Annotated in this window: 11 protein-coding genes; 6 read left to right on the plus strand and 5 right to left on the minus strand. The window is 73.7% G+C overall.

What is annotated here, in order from left to right; all coding sequences use genetic code 11:
• Nucleotides 1–100 precede the first annotated feature (100 nt).
• On the minus strand, nucleotides 101–2,548 hold the full coding sequence (locus ACFV1L_RS16255; protein ID WP_380366351.1) for a DNA topoisomerase (ATP-hydrolyzing) subunit A: 2,448 nt from the start codon (nucleotides 2,546–2,548) through the stop codon (nucleotides 101–103).
• A gap of 224 nt (nucleotides 2,549–2,772) precedes the next feature.
• Between ACFV1L_RS16255 and ACFV1L_RS16260 the strand changes: the two genes are divergently transcribed.
• The 3 genes from ACFV1L_RS16260 (at nucleotide 2,773) to ACFV1L_RS16270 (ending at nucleotide 7,051) form a co-directional block, all read left to right on the plus strand.
• Nucleotides 2,773–4,107, plus strand: a complete 1,335-nt coding sequence (locus ACFV1L_RS16260; protein WP_380366353.1) for a M16 family metallopeptidase — start codon at nucleotides 2,773–2,775, stop codon at nucleotides 4,105–4,107.
• A 32-nt stretch (nucleotides 4,108–4,139) separates the two neighbouring features.
• Nucleotides 4,140–5,507 carry a M16 family metallopeptidase gene (locus tag ACFV1L_RS16265; protein ID WP_380366402.1) on the plus strand — a complete coding sequence of 456 codons (1,368 nt, stop codon included), beginning with the start codon at nucleotides 4,140–4,142 and terminating at the stop codon, nucleotides 5,505–5,507.
• 350 nt (nucleotides 5,508–5,857) lie between these two features.
• Complete coding sequence (locus ACFV1L_RS16270) at nucleotides 5,858–7,051, plus strand: RtcB family protein (RefSeq protein ID WP_380366355.1); 1,194 nt, start codon at nucleotides 5,858–5,860, stop codon at nucleotides 7,049–7,051.
• Nucleotides 7,052–7,114: 63 nt separating this feature from the next.
• On the opposite strand, the gene ACFV1L_RS16275 is transcribed toward ACFV1L_RS16270, so the two are convergent.
• The 4 genes from ACFV1L_RS16275 to ACFV1L_RS16290 form a co-directional block, all read right to left on the minus strand.
• Nucleotides 7,115–8,713 carry an ABC-F family ATP-binding cassette domain-containing protein gene (locus ACFV1L_RS16275; RefSeq protein WP_380366356.1) on the minus strand — a complete coding sequence of 533 codons (1,599 nt, stop codon included), beginning with the start codon at nucleotides 8,711–8,713 and terminating at the stop codon, nucleotides 7,115–7,117.
• Between the two features lie 141 nt (nucleotides 8,714–8,854).
• A complete protein-coding gene (locus ACFV1L_RS16280) occupies nucleotides 8,855–9,169 on the minus strand; it encodes a branched-chain amino acid transporter permease (RefSeq protein WP_380366357.1) in 315 nt (104 codons plus the stop codon).
• Complete coding sequence (locus ACFV1L_RS16285) at nucleotides 9,162–9,854, minus strand: AzlC family ABC transporter permease (RefSeq protein WP_380366359.1); 693 nt, start codon at nucleotides 9,852–9,854, stop codon at nucleotides 9,162–9,164. The genes ACFV1L_RS16280 and ACFV1L_RS16285 overlap by 8 nt, the downstream gene beginning before the upstream one ends.
• A gap of 75 nt (nucleotides 9,855–9,929) precedes the next feature.
• Entirely contained in the window at nucleotides 9,930–10,208 is a 279-nt protein-coding gene (locus ACFV1L_RS16290; RefSeq protein ID WP_380366361.1) for an HPr family phosphocarrier protein, read from the minus strand.
• Nucleotides 10,209–10,362: 154 nt separating this feature from the next.
• Between ACFV1L_RS16290 and ACFV1L_RS16295 the strand changes: the two genes are divergently transcribed.
• From ACFV1L_RS16295 to ACFV1L_RS16305, 3 genes are all read left to right on the plus strand, one after another.
• On the plus strand, nucleotides 10,363–13,158 hold the full coding sequence (locus ACFV1L_RS16295) for a GNAT family N-acetyltransferase (RefSeq protein ID WP_380366362.1): 2,796 nt from the start codon (nucleotides 10,363–10,365) through the stop codon (nucleotides 13,156–13,158).
• Between the two features lie 122 nt (nucleotides 13,159–13,280).
• Complete coding sequence (locus tag ACFV1L_RS16300) at nucleotides 13,281–13,865, plus strand: DUF5998 family protein (RefSeq protein ID WP_043909865.1); 585 nt, start codon at nucleotides 13,281–13,283, stop codon at nucleotides 13,863–13,865.
• Nucleotides 13,866–13,872: 7 nt separating this feature from the next.
• Nucleotides 13,873–15,033: an alkaline phosphatase family protein gene (locus ACFV1L_RS16305; RefSeq protein WP_380366364.1), complete on the plus strand. Its 1,161-nt coding sequence runs from the start codon at nucleotides 13,873–13,875 to the stop codon at nucleotides 15,031–15,033.
• Nucleotides 15,034–15,046 lie beyond the last annotated feature (13 nt).

Here is a 15,046-nt window from a genome sequence, read left to right on the forward strand (position 1 = left end):
GCCCGGCCGCGGCGGGCGGGCCGCCCGGCGCCGCACGCGGAGCGGCGGGGACCCGGGAGGTCCCCGCCGCTCGGCCTGCCGAGGCGCCGTCAGGCCGGCGTCACATCCGGCGGCCGACCGCCGCGATCTGCGCGGGCACCGGGGTGCCGGAGCCGTCGCGGCGGGGGTCGCGCTCCGGGAGGGTGACCGGCTGGCCGTTCGCGGTGGCGCCGAGCGCGGGCACGGGGCCGGCCCAGGCGAACGCGAGGCCGTCCTCGCCGCGCAGGAAGCGCTGGCAGCGGACGCCGCCGGTGGCACGGCCCTTGCGCGGGTACTGGTCGAACGGGGTGAGCTTCCAGCTGGTCTGCTCCTCGCCGGCCAGCGTGCCGGAGGCGGCGGCCACCGAGAGGACCACCGCGTCGTCCGCCGGGTCGACGGCGGTGAAGGACAGCACCCGGGCGCCGTCGGCCAGCTTGATGCCGGCCATGCCGCCCGCCGGGCGGCCCTGCGGCCGGACCTGGCCGGCCGGGTAGCGCAGCAGTTGGGCGTCGGAGGTGAGGAAGACCAGGTCCTCCTCGCCGGTGCGCAGTTCGACCGCGCCGACCACGGTGTCGCCGTCCTTGAGCGCGATCACCTCGAACTCGTCCTTGTTGGCGGGCCATTCGGGCACCACCCGCTTGACCACGCCCTGCACGGTGCCGAGCGCCAGGCCCGGCGAGGACTCGTCCAGGGTGGTCAGCGCGAGCGCCTTCTCGTCGGCCTCCAGGCGGAGGAACTCGGAGACCGCGGCGCCGCCGGACAGCGCCGTGGTGCCCGGGGGCAGCGCGGGCAGGTCGATCACCGGCAGGCGCAGCACCCGGCCGGCCGTGGTGACCACGCCGATGTCGCCGCGCGCGGTGGCGGGGACGGCCGAGACCACCACGTCGTGCCGGGCCCGGGACGGCTCGTCGGTGACCGGCTCCAGGTCGAAGGTGCGGGCGAGCAGGCCGGTGGAGGAGAGCAGCACCCGGCACGGGTCGTCCGCGACCTCCAGCGGGACGGCCAGCGCCGCCGACGGCACCGACCCGGCCTCCAGCAGCACGGTGCGCCGCTCGGTGCCGAACTGCTTGGCGACCGCGCCGAGTTCGGAGGACACCACGGACCGCAGCCGGGCGTCGGACTCCAGGATCTCGGTCAGCTCGGCGATCTCCTTGAGCAGCTTGGCCTGCTCGGCCTCCAGCTCGACCCGGTCGAAGCGGGTGAGCCGGCGCAGCGGGGTGTCCAGGATGTACGCGGTCTGCGTCTCGGACAGGCCGAAGCGCTCCATCAGCCGGTCCTTGGCCTGGGCGGCGTCGTCGCTGCTGCGGATGATCGCGATGACCTCGTCGATGTCGACCAGGGCGACCAGCAGGCCCTCGACCAGGTGCAGCCGGTCCTGGCGCTTGCGGCGGCGGAAGTCGCTGCGCCGCTTGACCACCGTGAAGCGGTGGTCGACGTAGACCTCCAGCAGTTCCTTCAGGCCCAGCGTCAGCGGCTGGCCGTCGACCAGCGCCACGTTGTTGATGCCGAAGGTCTCCTCCATCGGCGTCAGCTTGTACAGCTGCTCCAGCAGCGCCTCGGGGACGAAGCCGTTCTTCACCTCGATGACCAGCCGCAGGCCGTGCTCGCGGTCGGTGAGGTCCTTGACGTCGGCGATGCCCTGCAGCTTCTTCGCGTTGACCAGGTCCTTGATCTTGCCGATCACCTTCTCCGGGCCCACCGTGTACGGCAGTTCGGTGACCACGATGCCCTTGCGGCGGGCGGTGACGTTCTCGATCGTGGCGGTGGCGCGGATCTTGAAGGTGCCGCGGCCGGACTCGTACGCGTCGCGGATGCCGGACAGGCCGACGATCCGGCCGCCGGTCGGCAGGTCCGGACCCGGCACGAACCGCATCAGGGTTTCCAGGTCCGCGTTCGGATGCTTGATCAGGTGCCGGGCGGCGGCCACCACTTCGGACAGGTTGTGCGGCGGCATGTTGGTGGCCATGCCGACCGCGATGCCGGTGGCGCCGTTGACCAGCAGGTTCGGGTACGCCGAGGGGAGCACCTGGGGCTCCTGCTCGGAGCCGTCGTAGTTCGGGCCGAAGTCGACGGTGTCCTCGTGGATCGACTCCACCATCGACATCGAGGCCGCCGTCAGCCGGGACTCGGTGTAGCGCATCGCGGCCGGCGGGTCGTCGTTGCCGAGCGAGCCGAAGTTGCCGTGACCGTCGATCAGCGGCAGCCGCATCGAGAACGGCTGCGCCATGCGCACCACCGCGTCGTAGATCGAGGCGTCGCCGTGCGGGTGCAGACGGCCCATCACCTCGCCCACCAGCCGGGCGCACTTGACGTGGCCGCGCTCCGGGCGCAGGCCCATCTCGTTGGCCTGGTACAGGATCCGGCGGTGCACCGGCTTCAGGCCGTCGCGGGCGTCCGGCAGGGCGCGCGAGTAGATCACGGAGTACGCGTACTCCAGGAACGAGCCCTGCATCTCGTCCACGACATCGACGTCGAGGATGCGCTCCTCGAAGTCACCGGGCGGCGGGGTGGGCGAACTGCGGCGGGCCATCGCTGCGGGGCTCCCTTGCGGTACTGGGGTCGGACGCGGGCGTGAACGCCCCCCATTGTGGACCCTCGGTGGGACACCACCTGTCACCCGGGCCGCTTCCGCCGCTGGCGAACGCGCCGGGCGGCCGGACACCTGACGGCGGTACCGGGCGTTGCACCAGAATGGGGGACGTCACAAGCCCCCGGCCCGGACACTCCGGAACCGACGACGGGAAGGACCCCCGCATGGCCAACCCCGGCCCCGCTAGCGGCCTCGCCATCACCGAACACCGCCTGGCCAACGGCCTGCGCGTGGTGCTCTCCGAGGACCACCTCACTCCGGTCACGGCCGTGTGCCTGTGGTACGACGTGGGCTCCCGGCACGAGGTCAAGGGGCGCACCGGGCTCGCCCACCTCTTCGAGCACCTGATGTTCCAGGGCTCGGCGAACGTCTCCAACAACGGCCACTTCGAGCTGGTCCAGGGCGCCGGCGGCTCGCTCAACGGCACCACCAGCTTCGAGCGCACCAACTACTTCGAGACCATGCCCGCCCACCAACTGGAGCTCGCGCTCTGGCTGGAGGCCGACCGGATGGGCTCGCTGCTGGCCGCCCTGGACGACACGTCCATGGAGAACCAGCGCGACGTGGTGAAGAACGAGCGCCGCCAGCGCTACGACAACGTGCCCTACGGCACCGCGTTCGAGAAGCTCACCGCGCTGTCCTTCCCCGCCGACCACCCCTACCACCACACCCCGATCGGCTCGATGGCCGACCTGGACGCCGCCACCCTGGAGGACGCCCGCGCGTTCTTCCGCACCTACTACGCGCCCAACAACGCGGTGCTGTCGATCGTCGGCGACCTCGACCCCGAGCAGACCATCGCCTGGGTGGAGAAGTACTTCGGCTCGATCCCCGGCCACGACGGCAAGCAGCCGCCGCGGGACGGCTCGCTGCCCGCCACCATGGACGGCGAGACCCGCGAACTGATCCGCGAGGACGTCCCGTCCCGCGCGCTGATGGCCGCCTACCGGCTGCCGCACGACGGCACCCGGCAGGCCGACGCCGCCGACCTCGCGCTCACCATCCTCGGCAGCGGCGAGTCCTCCCGGCTGTACAACCGGCTGGTCCGCCGCGACCGCACCGCCGTCGCCGCCGGCTTCGGCCTGCTGCGGCTGTCCGGCGCGCCCTCGCTGGGCTGGCTGGACGTCAAGGCCGGGGCCGGCGCCACCATCGAGCAGATCGAGGCCGCCGTGGACGAGGAGCTCGCCCGGTTCGCCGCCGAGGGCCCGACCGCCGAGGAACTCGAGCGCGCCCAGGCCCAGATCGAGCGCGAGTGGCTGGACCGGCTCACCACGGTGGCCGGCCGGGCGGACGAACTCTGCCGCTACGCCGTCCTGTTCGGCGACCCGAAGTTGGTCAACGAGGCGCTGGCGAAGGTCCTCGACGTCACCGCGGAGGAGGTCCGGGAGGTGGCCGCCGCGCGGCTGCGCCCCGACAACCGGGCCGTGCTGGTGTACGAGCCGACCCCCGACGACAGCAACGACGACGACAGCTCCGAGAACGAGGAGGCGGCGGCGTGAGCGACACCACCCCCGCGCAGTACGTCCCGGCGATGGACTTCCACCCGCAGCCGCAGCCCGGCACCCCCACCCCGTGGGCCTTCCCGGCTCCCGAACGGCTCACCCTGGCCAACGGGCTGACGGTGCTCCACTGCCACCGCCCCGGCCAGCAGCTGGTCGCCGTCGACGTGGTGCTGGACGCGCCGCTGGCCGCCGAGCCGGAGGGCCTGGACGGCGTCGCCTCGATCCTGTCCCGGGCGCTCTCGGAGGGCACCGACACGCTCACCGCCGAGGAGTTCGCGGCCGAGCTGGAGCGGGCCGGCGCCACCCTGGACACCCACGCCGACCACCCGGCGCTGCGGGTCTCGCTGGAGGTCCCGGCCTCCCGGCTGGAGCGCGGCCTGACCCTGCTCGGCGACGCCCTGCGCGTCCCGGCGCTGCCCGCCGAGGAGATCGAGCGGCTGGTCGCCAACCGCCTCGACGAGATCGTCCACGAGCAGGCCAACCCGGCCCGCCGGGCCGCGAAGGCCCTGTACGCCTCGCTGTTCGCCGAGTCCGACCGGCTGTCCCGGCCGCGGGCCGGCTCCACCGACAGCGTCAAGCGGATCGACCGGGACGCGGTGAAGGCGTTCTACGACGCCCACCTGCGCCCGTCCACCGCCACCGCCGTGGTGGTCGGCGACCTCACCGGCATCGACCTGGCCGCGCTGCTGGAGTCCACCCTCGGCCGGTGGACCGGCGAGAGCCGCGAGCCGTCGGCGCACGGCCCGGTGACCGCCGACGACACCGGCCGGGTGGTGATCGTCGACCGGCCCGGCTCGGTGCAGACCCAGCTGCTGATCGGCCGGATCGGCCCGGACCGGCACGACCCGGCGTGGGCCGCGCAGGTCCTCGGCACCTACTGCCTCGGCGGCACCCTCACCTCCCGGCTCGACCGGGTGCTGCGCGAGGAGAAGGGCTACACCTACGGCGTCCGGGCGTTCGCCCAGCCGCTGCGCTCCGCCGCCGACGGCTCCGGCCGCGGGCTGCTGGCGATCAGCGGCTCGGTGGACACCGAGTCCACGGCGCCCGCGCTGCAGGACACCTGGACCATCCTGCGCACCCTCGCCGCCGAGGGCCTCACCGACGCCGAGCGCGAGGAGGCCGTGCAGTTCCTGGTCGGCGTCGCCCCGCTCAAGTACGAGACGGCCGGCTCGGTCGCCGCGACCCTGGCCGACCAGGTCGAGCAGCACCTGCCCGACACCTACCAGGCCGAGTTCTACCGGCAGCTCGCCGAGCTCGACACCGACGCGGCGACCCGCGCCGTGGTCGCCGCCTTCCCGCCGGACCGGCTGGTCACCGTGCTGGTCGGCGACGCCTCGGTGATCGCCGAGCCGGTCAAGGCGCTCGGCATCGGCGAGGTCACCGTCATCGCCAACTGACGGTCCGTCAAGGAGGCCCGGTGGAGCGTCGGCTCCGCCGGGCCTCCGGCGTTTAAATGCCTTGCGCGCCCTCGGTGCGGCGTGGGTAGATGTCCCCGGCCGCACGAGAGGCGCGCGGCCGGGACGAACCGGAACGGAAGGAGGCGGTCACCATGCGGGTCGAGCCACGACGACGCTCCCCGAGGCTGCCCTTCCGTTGTTCGCCCCGAACTGCCTGAGCAGTCGCCGCGCAGCACCGTCTGCCGCCCGCGGTCCCGCCCTGCCGGGCCGCACCCCGATCTTCCCCGCCGCCGCACCGGGCGTCCTCGTGCGGCACCCTTGACATCACCGACCCAGGAGGTCGAACCCTTATGTCGTACACCGAGATTCCCGGCGTCCGGGTCCCGATCCGGATGTGGACCGACCCGGCCGCCGTCGAGGGCCAGGCCCTCCAGCAGCTGCGCAACATCAGCACGCTGCCCTGGCTGCACGGCCTCGCCGTGATGCCGGACGTCCACCTGGGCAAGGGCGCCACCGTCGGCTCCGTCATCGCCATGAAGGGCGCGGTCTGCCCGGCCGCGGTCGGCGTCGACATCGGCTGCGGAATGACGGCGGTCAAGTCCTCGCTCACCGCGAAGGACCTGCCGGACGACCTGTCCCGGCTGCGCCACCGGATCGAGCAGGCCATCCCGGTCGGCCGCGGCCTGCACTCCGACCCGGTCGACCCGGGCAAGCTGCACGGCCGGTCCACCGCCGGCTGGGACGACTTCTGGCAGCGCTTCGACGACATCGCGCCCGAGGTGCGGTGGCGGCGCGAGCGCGCCGCCCAGCAGATGGCGACGCTCGGAAGCGGGAACCACTTCATCGAGCTGTGCCTGGACGACGACGGCGCGGTCTGGCTGATGCTGCACTCCGGTTCGCGGAACATCGGCAAGGAGCTCGCCGAGCACCACATGACGGTCGCCCGCTCGCTGCCGCACAACCAGGGCCTGATCGACCGCGACCTCGCGGTCTTCATCGCCGACACCCCGCAGATGGCCGCCTACCGCTCCGACCTGTTCTGGGCGCAGGAGTACGCCAAGCACAACCGGGCGCTGATGATGGCGCTGTTCCAGGACGCGGTCCGCCGCGAACTGCCCAAGGCCCGGCCCACCTTCGGCGAGATGATCTCCTGCCACCACAACTACGTCGCCGAGGAGCGCTACGACGGCGTCGACCTGCTGGTCACCCGCAAGGGCGCGATCCGGGCCGGCTCCGGCGAGTACGGCATCATCCCCGGTTCCATGGGCACCGGGTCGTACATCGTGAAGGGCCTCGGGAACGCGGCCTCGTTCAACTCGGCCTCGCACGGCGCCGGCCGCAAGATGAGCCGGACGGCGGCGAAGAAGCGCTTCACCACCAAGGACCTCGTCGAGCAGACCGCGGGCGTCGAGTGCCGCAAGGACTCCGGCGTGGTCGACGAGATCCCCGGCGCGTACAAGCCGATCGAGAAGGTCATGGCCCAGCAGAAGGACCTGGTCGAGGTGGTCGCCCACCTCAAGCAGGTGATCTGCGTCAAGGGCTGACGGACCGTCAGGGAACCGGGGCGGCACGCGCCGTGCCGCCCCGGCCCCGCGGACCGGTCGGCGCTACGCGGCGCCGACCAGCCCGCGGTAGCGGTCGTGCCACAGGTCCTCGTGCGCCTCCGGCAGCAGCAGGACGCGGTCCGGGCGCAGCGCGGCGAGCGCCTCCGGATCGTGGGTGACCATCACCATCGCGCCCGGGTACTCGGCGACCGCGCGCAGCACCTCGCCCCGGGACGCCGGGTCGAGGTTGTTGGTCGGCTCGTCCAGCAGCAGCACGTTGGCGCCCGAGTGCACCAGGCAGGCCAGCGCCAGCCGGGTCTTCTCGCCGCCCGACAGCACCCCGGCCGGCTTCTCCACGTCGTCCCCGGCGAACAGGTACCCGCCGAGCACCGACCGCACCTCGCCGTCCGCCAACTGCGGTGCGGCGGCCGACAGGTGCTCGAACACGGTGCGCTCCGGGACGAGCGTGTCGTGCTCCTGCGCGAAGTAGCCCAGCCGCAGGCCCGGCCCGGCCACCGTCCGCCCGGCGTCCGGGAGTTCGCGGCCCGCGAGCAGCCGCAGCAGGGTGGTCTTGCCGGCCCCGTTCGGGCCGAGCACCACCAGCCGGCTGCCCCGGTCCACCGCCAGGTCCACCCCGTTCAGCACCCGGTGGCCGCGGTACGCCTTCGCCAGGCTGATCGCGCCCAGCGGGATCCGCCCGCACGGCGCGGGCTCCGGCAGCCGGATCCGTGCCGTCCGCCCGGCCCGCCGCACCGGCTCGGACTCCGCCAGCAGCCGGTCCGCCCGCTTCGCCATCGACTGCGCGGCCGACGCGGTGTTCGCGTTGGCCCGCATCCGGTCCGCCTGCGCGTGCAGGCGCGCCGCCCTGCGCTCCGCGTTCGCCCGCTCCCGGGCGCGCCGCCGCTCGTCCGCAGCCTGCTGCACCAGGTACGCGGACCAGCCGGTGTTGTGAACGTCCAGTGCGGCGCGCTGCGGATCCAGGTGGAAGACCCGGTTCACCGTGGCGTCGATCAGCTCCAGGTCGTGGCTGATCAGCACCAGCCCGCCCCGGTGGGACGCCAGGAAGCCGCGCAGCCAGGCGATCGACTCGGCGTCCAGGTGGTTGGTCGGCTCGTCCAGCAGCAGCGTGTCGTGCCCGGCGAACAGGATCCGGGCCAGCTCCACCCGGCGCTTCTGGCCGCCCGACAGATCGCCGACCGGCTGCGCCATCAGCCGCTCGGGCAGGCCGAGGCCCGCCGCGACCCGGGCCGCCTCGGCCTGCGCGGCGTACCCGCCGCACCGCTGGAACTCGGCCTCGGCCCGGGTGTAGGCGCGAAGCGCCCGCTCCAGTGCGGGCCCTTCGGCCCCGGCCATCGCGGACTCGGCGGTGCGCAGCGCCCGCTGCGCCCGGTCCATGCCGCGGGCGGACAGGATCCGGTCCAGCACCGGGACGGCGGGGTCCGCCACCCGGGAGTCCTGCGGCAGGTACCCGGTCGAGCCCTGGCGCAGCACGCTTCCGGCGGCCGGCTCGGCGAGGCCGGCCAGCGTGGACAGCAGGGTGGTCTTGCCCGCGCCGTTGCGGCCGACCAGGCCGACACGGTCACCGGGGGCGACGTGGAAAGAGAGATCGTGCAACAGCAGACGCGCGCCGACGCGCACGTCGAGACCACAGACGGTGATCATGGAAAGACGCTCCGAAGCAGCAAGAGGACACACGGGTGGCGTGGAAGCTGGTCCTCTTGCTAGGACATGCGGGGCGTCGACATGGGCCCGACCTTAGGCCGCCCGCCGCCCGCCCCGCACCCGAATTTCCGTTGCCGCAGGTCAGGCCAGGTGCAGTGCGAGCATGTAGACGGCCGTTCCGGCGACGATCGACAGCAGGGCGTTGCGCCGCCACAGGTGCAGCCCGAGCGTCGCGACCAGGCCGGCGGCGGCCGGGCCCGCGCCGGCGAGCGGGACGTCCCGCAGGGTGTAGACGGTCAGGATCACCATCACGCCGGCCGGCATGGTCACCGCCAGGAACCGCAGCAGGCCGGACTCCCGCAGCCGGCCCAGCAGCACGAACGGCGCGGCGCGCAGCAGCAGCGTCACCGCGAACATCACCAGCAGGCCGGCCAGCACGTACCGCCAGTCAGGCACGACGCCCCCTCAGCAGGTACCGGACCGTCAGCGCCGCCACGTACAACCCCAGCGCCAGCACCAGCAGTTGGCCCTTCGCCAGCAGAAGGGCGGCCAGGGCGCAGAGCAGCGCGAGGATCGGGCCCGGGACGTCCCGGGTGGCGCGCCAGCCGTCCACGGCGAGCACCGCGAACAGTGCGGTGAGCGCGAAGTCCAGCCCGCGCAGATCGCCCGGCAGGGCGGCTCCCAGCAGTGCCCCCGTCACTCCGCCGAGCATCCAGTACGCCTGGCAGAACGCCTGGACGGCCACGATCCGACGGCCCGTCAGGCCCGGGCGGGCGGCGGCCAGGGCGTACGCCTCGTCGGTCAGGGCGTAGACGCTGTACGCCTTCGCGGCGCGGCCGCGGACGCGGTGCAGCGGGAAGGACAGGCCGTAGAAGACGTGCCGGAAGTTCACCAGGAACGTGGTGACGGCGACGGACGCGAGCGGGGTGAGGGCCAGGAACAGGCCGATCGCGAGGAACTCCAGCGAGCCCGCGTAGATCAGCAGCGAGAACACCGGCGCCCACCACCAGTCGAACCCGCTCTGCACCAGCAGCACCCCGAAGGCGACGCCCAGGGGGTACAGGCCGAGGCCCACCCCGAGCGTGTCCGTCGCGGCGGATCTGAGGGCGTGCCGGTCTTCGACTTCGGTTGGGATCACCACACGACGACCCTAGGGCAGGCGGGAGGTGATCATCAGGGGCCCGGGTGCAGGCCGACGGGCCCCTGTCGGGCTCCCCTACGCCGCAGGCAGCTCGTCGAGGCCTTCCTGGACGAGCTTGGCGACGCGGTCGAGCGCGGTGTCCGCGCCCTCGGCGGTCGCGGAGAGGACGACGGTCTCGCCGCCCTCCGCGCCGAGGGCGAGCAGGCCGAGCATGGAGCCGGCGTTGACCGGGGTGCCGCCCTCCTTGGCGATGGTCATCGGGACGCCCGTGGAGGTGACGGCCTTGACGAAGATGGAGGCGGGACGGGCGTGCAGGCCCTCGGCCCAACCGATGGTGACGCGGCGCTCAGCCATGAGAGGTGCCTTTCAGGTGGTGCAGGGTGGTGCAAGGGTTGTCTAGACCAGTGTTGCACGCCGCTCTCGGCGGGGCCCGGTGGCGAGCACGGTCAGCGTGCCGTGCCGGGCACGGCCGGCGCCATCAGGCTCGCCGACGACTACCCTGACGACCGTGGAGCACGACACCGCCAAGCACGCCACGGCGCGCGAAGAGGCCGAACACGGTTATCCGCAGCACTGGGAGGCCGACGTCCTGCTGCGCGACGGCGGCACGGCCCGGATCAGACCGATCACCGCCGACGACGCGGACCGGCTGGTGGAGTTCTACGAGCAGGTCTCCGACCAGTCCAAGTACTTCCGCTTCTTCGCCCCGTACCCGCACCTGTCCGACAAGGACGTGCGCCGGTTCACGCACCACGACTACGTGAACCGGGTCGGCCTGGCCCTGGTCGTCCGGGACCGGTTCATCGCCACCGTCCGGTACGACCGGATCGACGCGCAGGGCATGCCGTCCACCACCGGCACGGACGCCGAGGTGGCGTTCCTGGTGCAGGACGCCCACCAGGGCCGGGGCATCGCCTCCGCGCTGCTGGAGCACATCGCGGCGGTCGCGCAGGAGCGCGGCATCCGCCGGTTCACCGCCGAAGTGCTGCCGGAGAACCGGAAGATGGTGAAGGTGTTCACCGACGCCGGCTACACCCAGCGGCGCAGCTTCGCCGACGGCGTCGTGCACCTGGAGTTCGACCTGGAGCCCACCGCCGCCTCGCTCGCCGTCATGCGGGCCCGCGAGCACCGCGCCGAAGCCCGGTCCGTGCAGCGGCTGCTGACGCCCCGTTCGATCGCGGTGGTCGGCGTCTCGCGCAACCCGCAGTCGGTCGGCCGGGCGCTGCTGCGCGATCTCCGGGCGGGCTTCGACGGCCCGGTGTACGCGGTGAACCGCACCGCCGAGCCCGGCACCCCGCTGGACGGGCTGCCGAGCCACCGCTCGGTGGCGGAGATCCCCGGACCGGTCGACCTGGCGGTGATCGCGGTGCCGGAGTCCGCCGTCCCGGCGACCGTCGCCGAGTGCGGAGCGCACGGGGTGCAGGGCCTGGTGGTGGTCACCGCCGGGTACGCCGAGACCGGGCCGGACGGGCGCGACCGGCAGCGCGAACTGGTCCGGCAGGCCCGGGCGGCCGGCATGCGGGTGATCGGCCCGAACGCCTTCGGCCTGATCAACACCGACCCCGAGCACCGGCTGAACGCCTCGCTCGCCCCCGTGCTGCCCGAACGCGGACCGTTCGGCGTGTTCTGCCAGTCCGGCGCGATCGGCGTCGCCCTCCTGGAGGCCGCCCACCGGCGCGGCACCGGCATCTCCTCGTTCGCGTCGGTCGGCAACCGCGGCGACGTCTCCGGCAACGACCTGCTCCAGTACTGGGAGGAGGACGACGCCACCGGCGTGGTGCTGCTCTACCTCGAATCCTTCGGCAACCCGCGCAAGTTCACCCGGATCGCCCGCCGGCTCGCCGCCGCCAAGCCCGTCGTGGTGCTCAAGGGCGCCCGGCACACCGGCAGCCTGCCACCCGGCCACGCCGTCCAGCCCGCCGCCACCCGGCTGCGCGACGCCACCGTGGACGCCCTGTTCCAGCAGGCCGGCGTGATCCGGGTGGACACCATCACCGAACTCTTCGACACCGGCGAACTGCTGGCCGGCCAGCCGCTGCCGTCCGGCAGCCGGGTCGCGATCGTCGGCAACTCCGACTCGCTCGGCCTGCTCACCTACGACACCTGCCTGAGCACCGGCCTGCGCCCGCGCACCCCCGTCGACCTGACCACCGGCGCCGGCGGCGAGAACTTCCGGATCGCCCTGGAGACCGCGCTCAGCGACCCGCAGGCGGACGCGGTGATCGCCGTCGCCATCCCGCCGATCGGCGTGCACGGCCCCGGAGCCGCGCCCGAACTCGTCGAGGACGCCCCGGAGATCGCCCAGGCCCTGCTGGACGCCGCCGGCCGCGGCCGGGAACTCGGCAAACCGCTGCTGCTCGCCCACCTCGCCCTGCCCGCCCTGGTCGACCGGCTGCGCGCCGGGGGAGTACCCGCCTACCCGGCCCCCGAACGCGCCGTCCACGCCCTCGCCGACGCCGTGCGCTACGCGAAGTGGCGCCGCCGCAGCGCCGAGGCCGAGGAGACCGCCCGCGTCCCCGAGCTCGACCACGTCGACGAGAACGCCGCCCGCGCCCTGGTCGAACAGGCACTGGGCAGCCGCGAGGCGGTCGCCGCCCGGCTGCAGTCCGGCGGCGCCCGGGTCACCCTGCCCGAGGCGGAGGCCGCCGCGCTGCTCGGCCACTACGGCATCCGGGTCAGCCCGACGCTGGCCGCGCCGGACGAGAGCAGCGCCGTCAAGGCGGCGGCGGCGCTCGGCTACCCCGTTGCGCTGAAAGCCACCGCCGAACACCTGCGCCACCGCCCCGACCTCGGCAGCGTCCGTCTCGACCTCACCACCGAGGCCGAACTGCTCCGCGCCCACCGCGAACTGGACGCCCTGCTGGGCGGCGCCGCGCAGGCGGAACTGGTGGTGCAGCGGCTCGCCCCGCGCGGCGTGGACACCGTGATCGGCGCCGCCGTCGACCCGGCGGTCGGCACCATCCTCTCGTTCGGCCTGGCCGGCGCCCCCGCCGAACTGCTCGGCGACGTCGCCCACCGGCTGGTCCCGGCCACCGACCGGGACGTCGCCGAACTGATCCGGGAGGTGCGGGCCGCGCCGTTGCTGTTCGGCTGGCGCGGCGCGGAGGCGGTCGACACCGACGCACTGGAGGAACTGCTGCTGCGGGTGTCCCGCCTGGTCGACGACCTGCCCGAGGTCGCGTCCGTGGACCTGGAACCCGTGGTGGTCGCCCCGCACGGGCTCACCGTGCTCGGCGCGCGGGTGCGAATCGCCCCGCTGCCGGTCCGCACCGATCTGGGACCGCGCGCCATGAGCACGCTGTAACCTTGCGTGGTTGCCCGCCCGGCAGGAGCGGACGACCGCCGGGCCCGACGGCAGGACGACGGGCCGGGCGACCCCGGCGCAGTGCCCCCCGCCGGACCGGCGGGACATGCCAGGATGGAGATATGGCGAAGACCGGTACCACCACGCAGGACCTGCGGTCCGCGATCGAGCGCAGCGGCTACTACCCGGCGCTGGTCTCCGAGGCGGTGGAGTCCGCGGTGGGCCCCGAGCCGATCAGCTCGTACCTGGTGCACCAGGAGACCACCTTCGACGCGAACGAGGTCCGCCGGCACGTCACCGTGCTGGTGCTCACCCCGTCCCGCTTCGTGGTCAGCCACACCGACGAGCAGAACGGCGACGCGGCCACGCCCGTCCCGTACGCCACCACCTCCACCGAAACGGTCCGGCTGGACCGGATCAACTCCGTGGTGATCAGCCGCATGGTCGCCAACCCCGAGACGTACACCCCCGGCACCCTGCCCCGCGAGGTCGTCCTCACCATCGGCTGGGGCGCCGTGCAGCGCCTCGACCTGGAGCCGGCCGGCTGCTCCGACCCCAACTGCGAGGCGGACCACGGCTACACCGGCTCCGCCACCGCCGACGACCTGTCGCTGCGGGTCAGCGAGGCCGGTGACGGCCCCGAGACGGTCGCCCAGGCGCTGGTGTTCGCCCGGGCGCTGTCCGAGGCGACCGTGGCCAACGGCTGAGCCCGGTATGCACCACGGCTACGACTCGTTCCATCCGCTGGACCCCGCCGACGCCCCCGCCCCGCGCTACGGCTGCGCCGCCCTCTCCGACCTGCTGCCGACCCTGGCGACCGGCCTCGGCGTGCCCGGCTACCGCGCCGCGCTGCCGCTGGAGCCCGCCGACCGGGTCTGCGTCTTCCTGGTCGACGGCCTCGGCTGGGAGCTGATCCGGCGGCACCCCGACTGGGCGCCGTTCCTCACCTCGCTGACCGCCGCCGGAACCCCGATCACCTCCGGCTTCCCGTCCACCACCGCCACCTCGCTGGCCTCCGTCGGCACCGGCCTGCCGCCCGGGCAGCACGGGCTGGCCGGGTACACGGTGGCGATCCCCGGCAGCGGACAGCTGATGAACCAGCTGCGCTGGCAGCCGCCGGTCGACCCGCACGCCTGGCAGCCCTACCCGACCGTCTTCGAGCAGGCGCAGGCCGCCGGCGTGGCCACCGCCCAGGTGTCCTCGCCGCTGTTCGCGACCACGCCGCTCACCCAGGTCGCGCTGTCCGGCGGCACCTTCCTCGGCCGCACCACCGGCGAGGAGCGGATGGACCGCGCCGCCGCCTGGCTGGCCGAGCACGACCGCGCCCTGGTCTACACGTACCTGAGCGAACTCGACGCCGCCGGGCACCGGTTCGGCGTCGACTCCGACGAGTGGCGGCTCACCCTGTCCACCGTCGACCGGCTCGCCCGCCGCCTCGCCGAACAGCTCCCGCCGCGCTCCGCGCTGTACATCACCGCCGACCACGGCATGATCGACGTCACCCCGGAGAACCGGATCGACTTCGACGAGGACTGGGAGCTCTCCGCCGGCGTCGCCCTGCTCGGCGGCGAGGGCCGCGCCCGCCACGTGTACGCCCACCCCGGCGCGGCCGGCGACGTGTACGCCGTGTGGAGCGAGGTCCTCGGCGAGCAGATGTGGGTCGCCACCCGCGAACAGGCCGTCGCCGCAGGCTGGTTCGGCCCCGACGTGGACGAGCGGGTGTACCACCGGATCGGCGACGTGGTCGCCGCCGCCCGCGACGACATCGCGATCATCGCCAGCCGCAACGAGCCCGGCGAGTCGCAGATGGTCGGCCTGCACGGCTCGATGACTCCCGTCGAACAACTCGTCCCGCTGCTCGAAGTCCGCGGCTGAGACCGGCCCGTCA

This window comes from Kitasatospora sp. NPDC059646, from assembly GCF_042734615.1.
Classification (GTDB): Bacteria; Actinomycetota; Actinomycetes; order Streptomycetales; family Streptomycetaceae; genus Kitasatospora.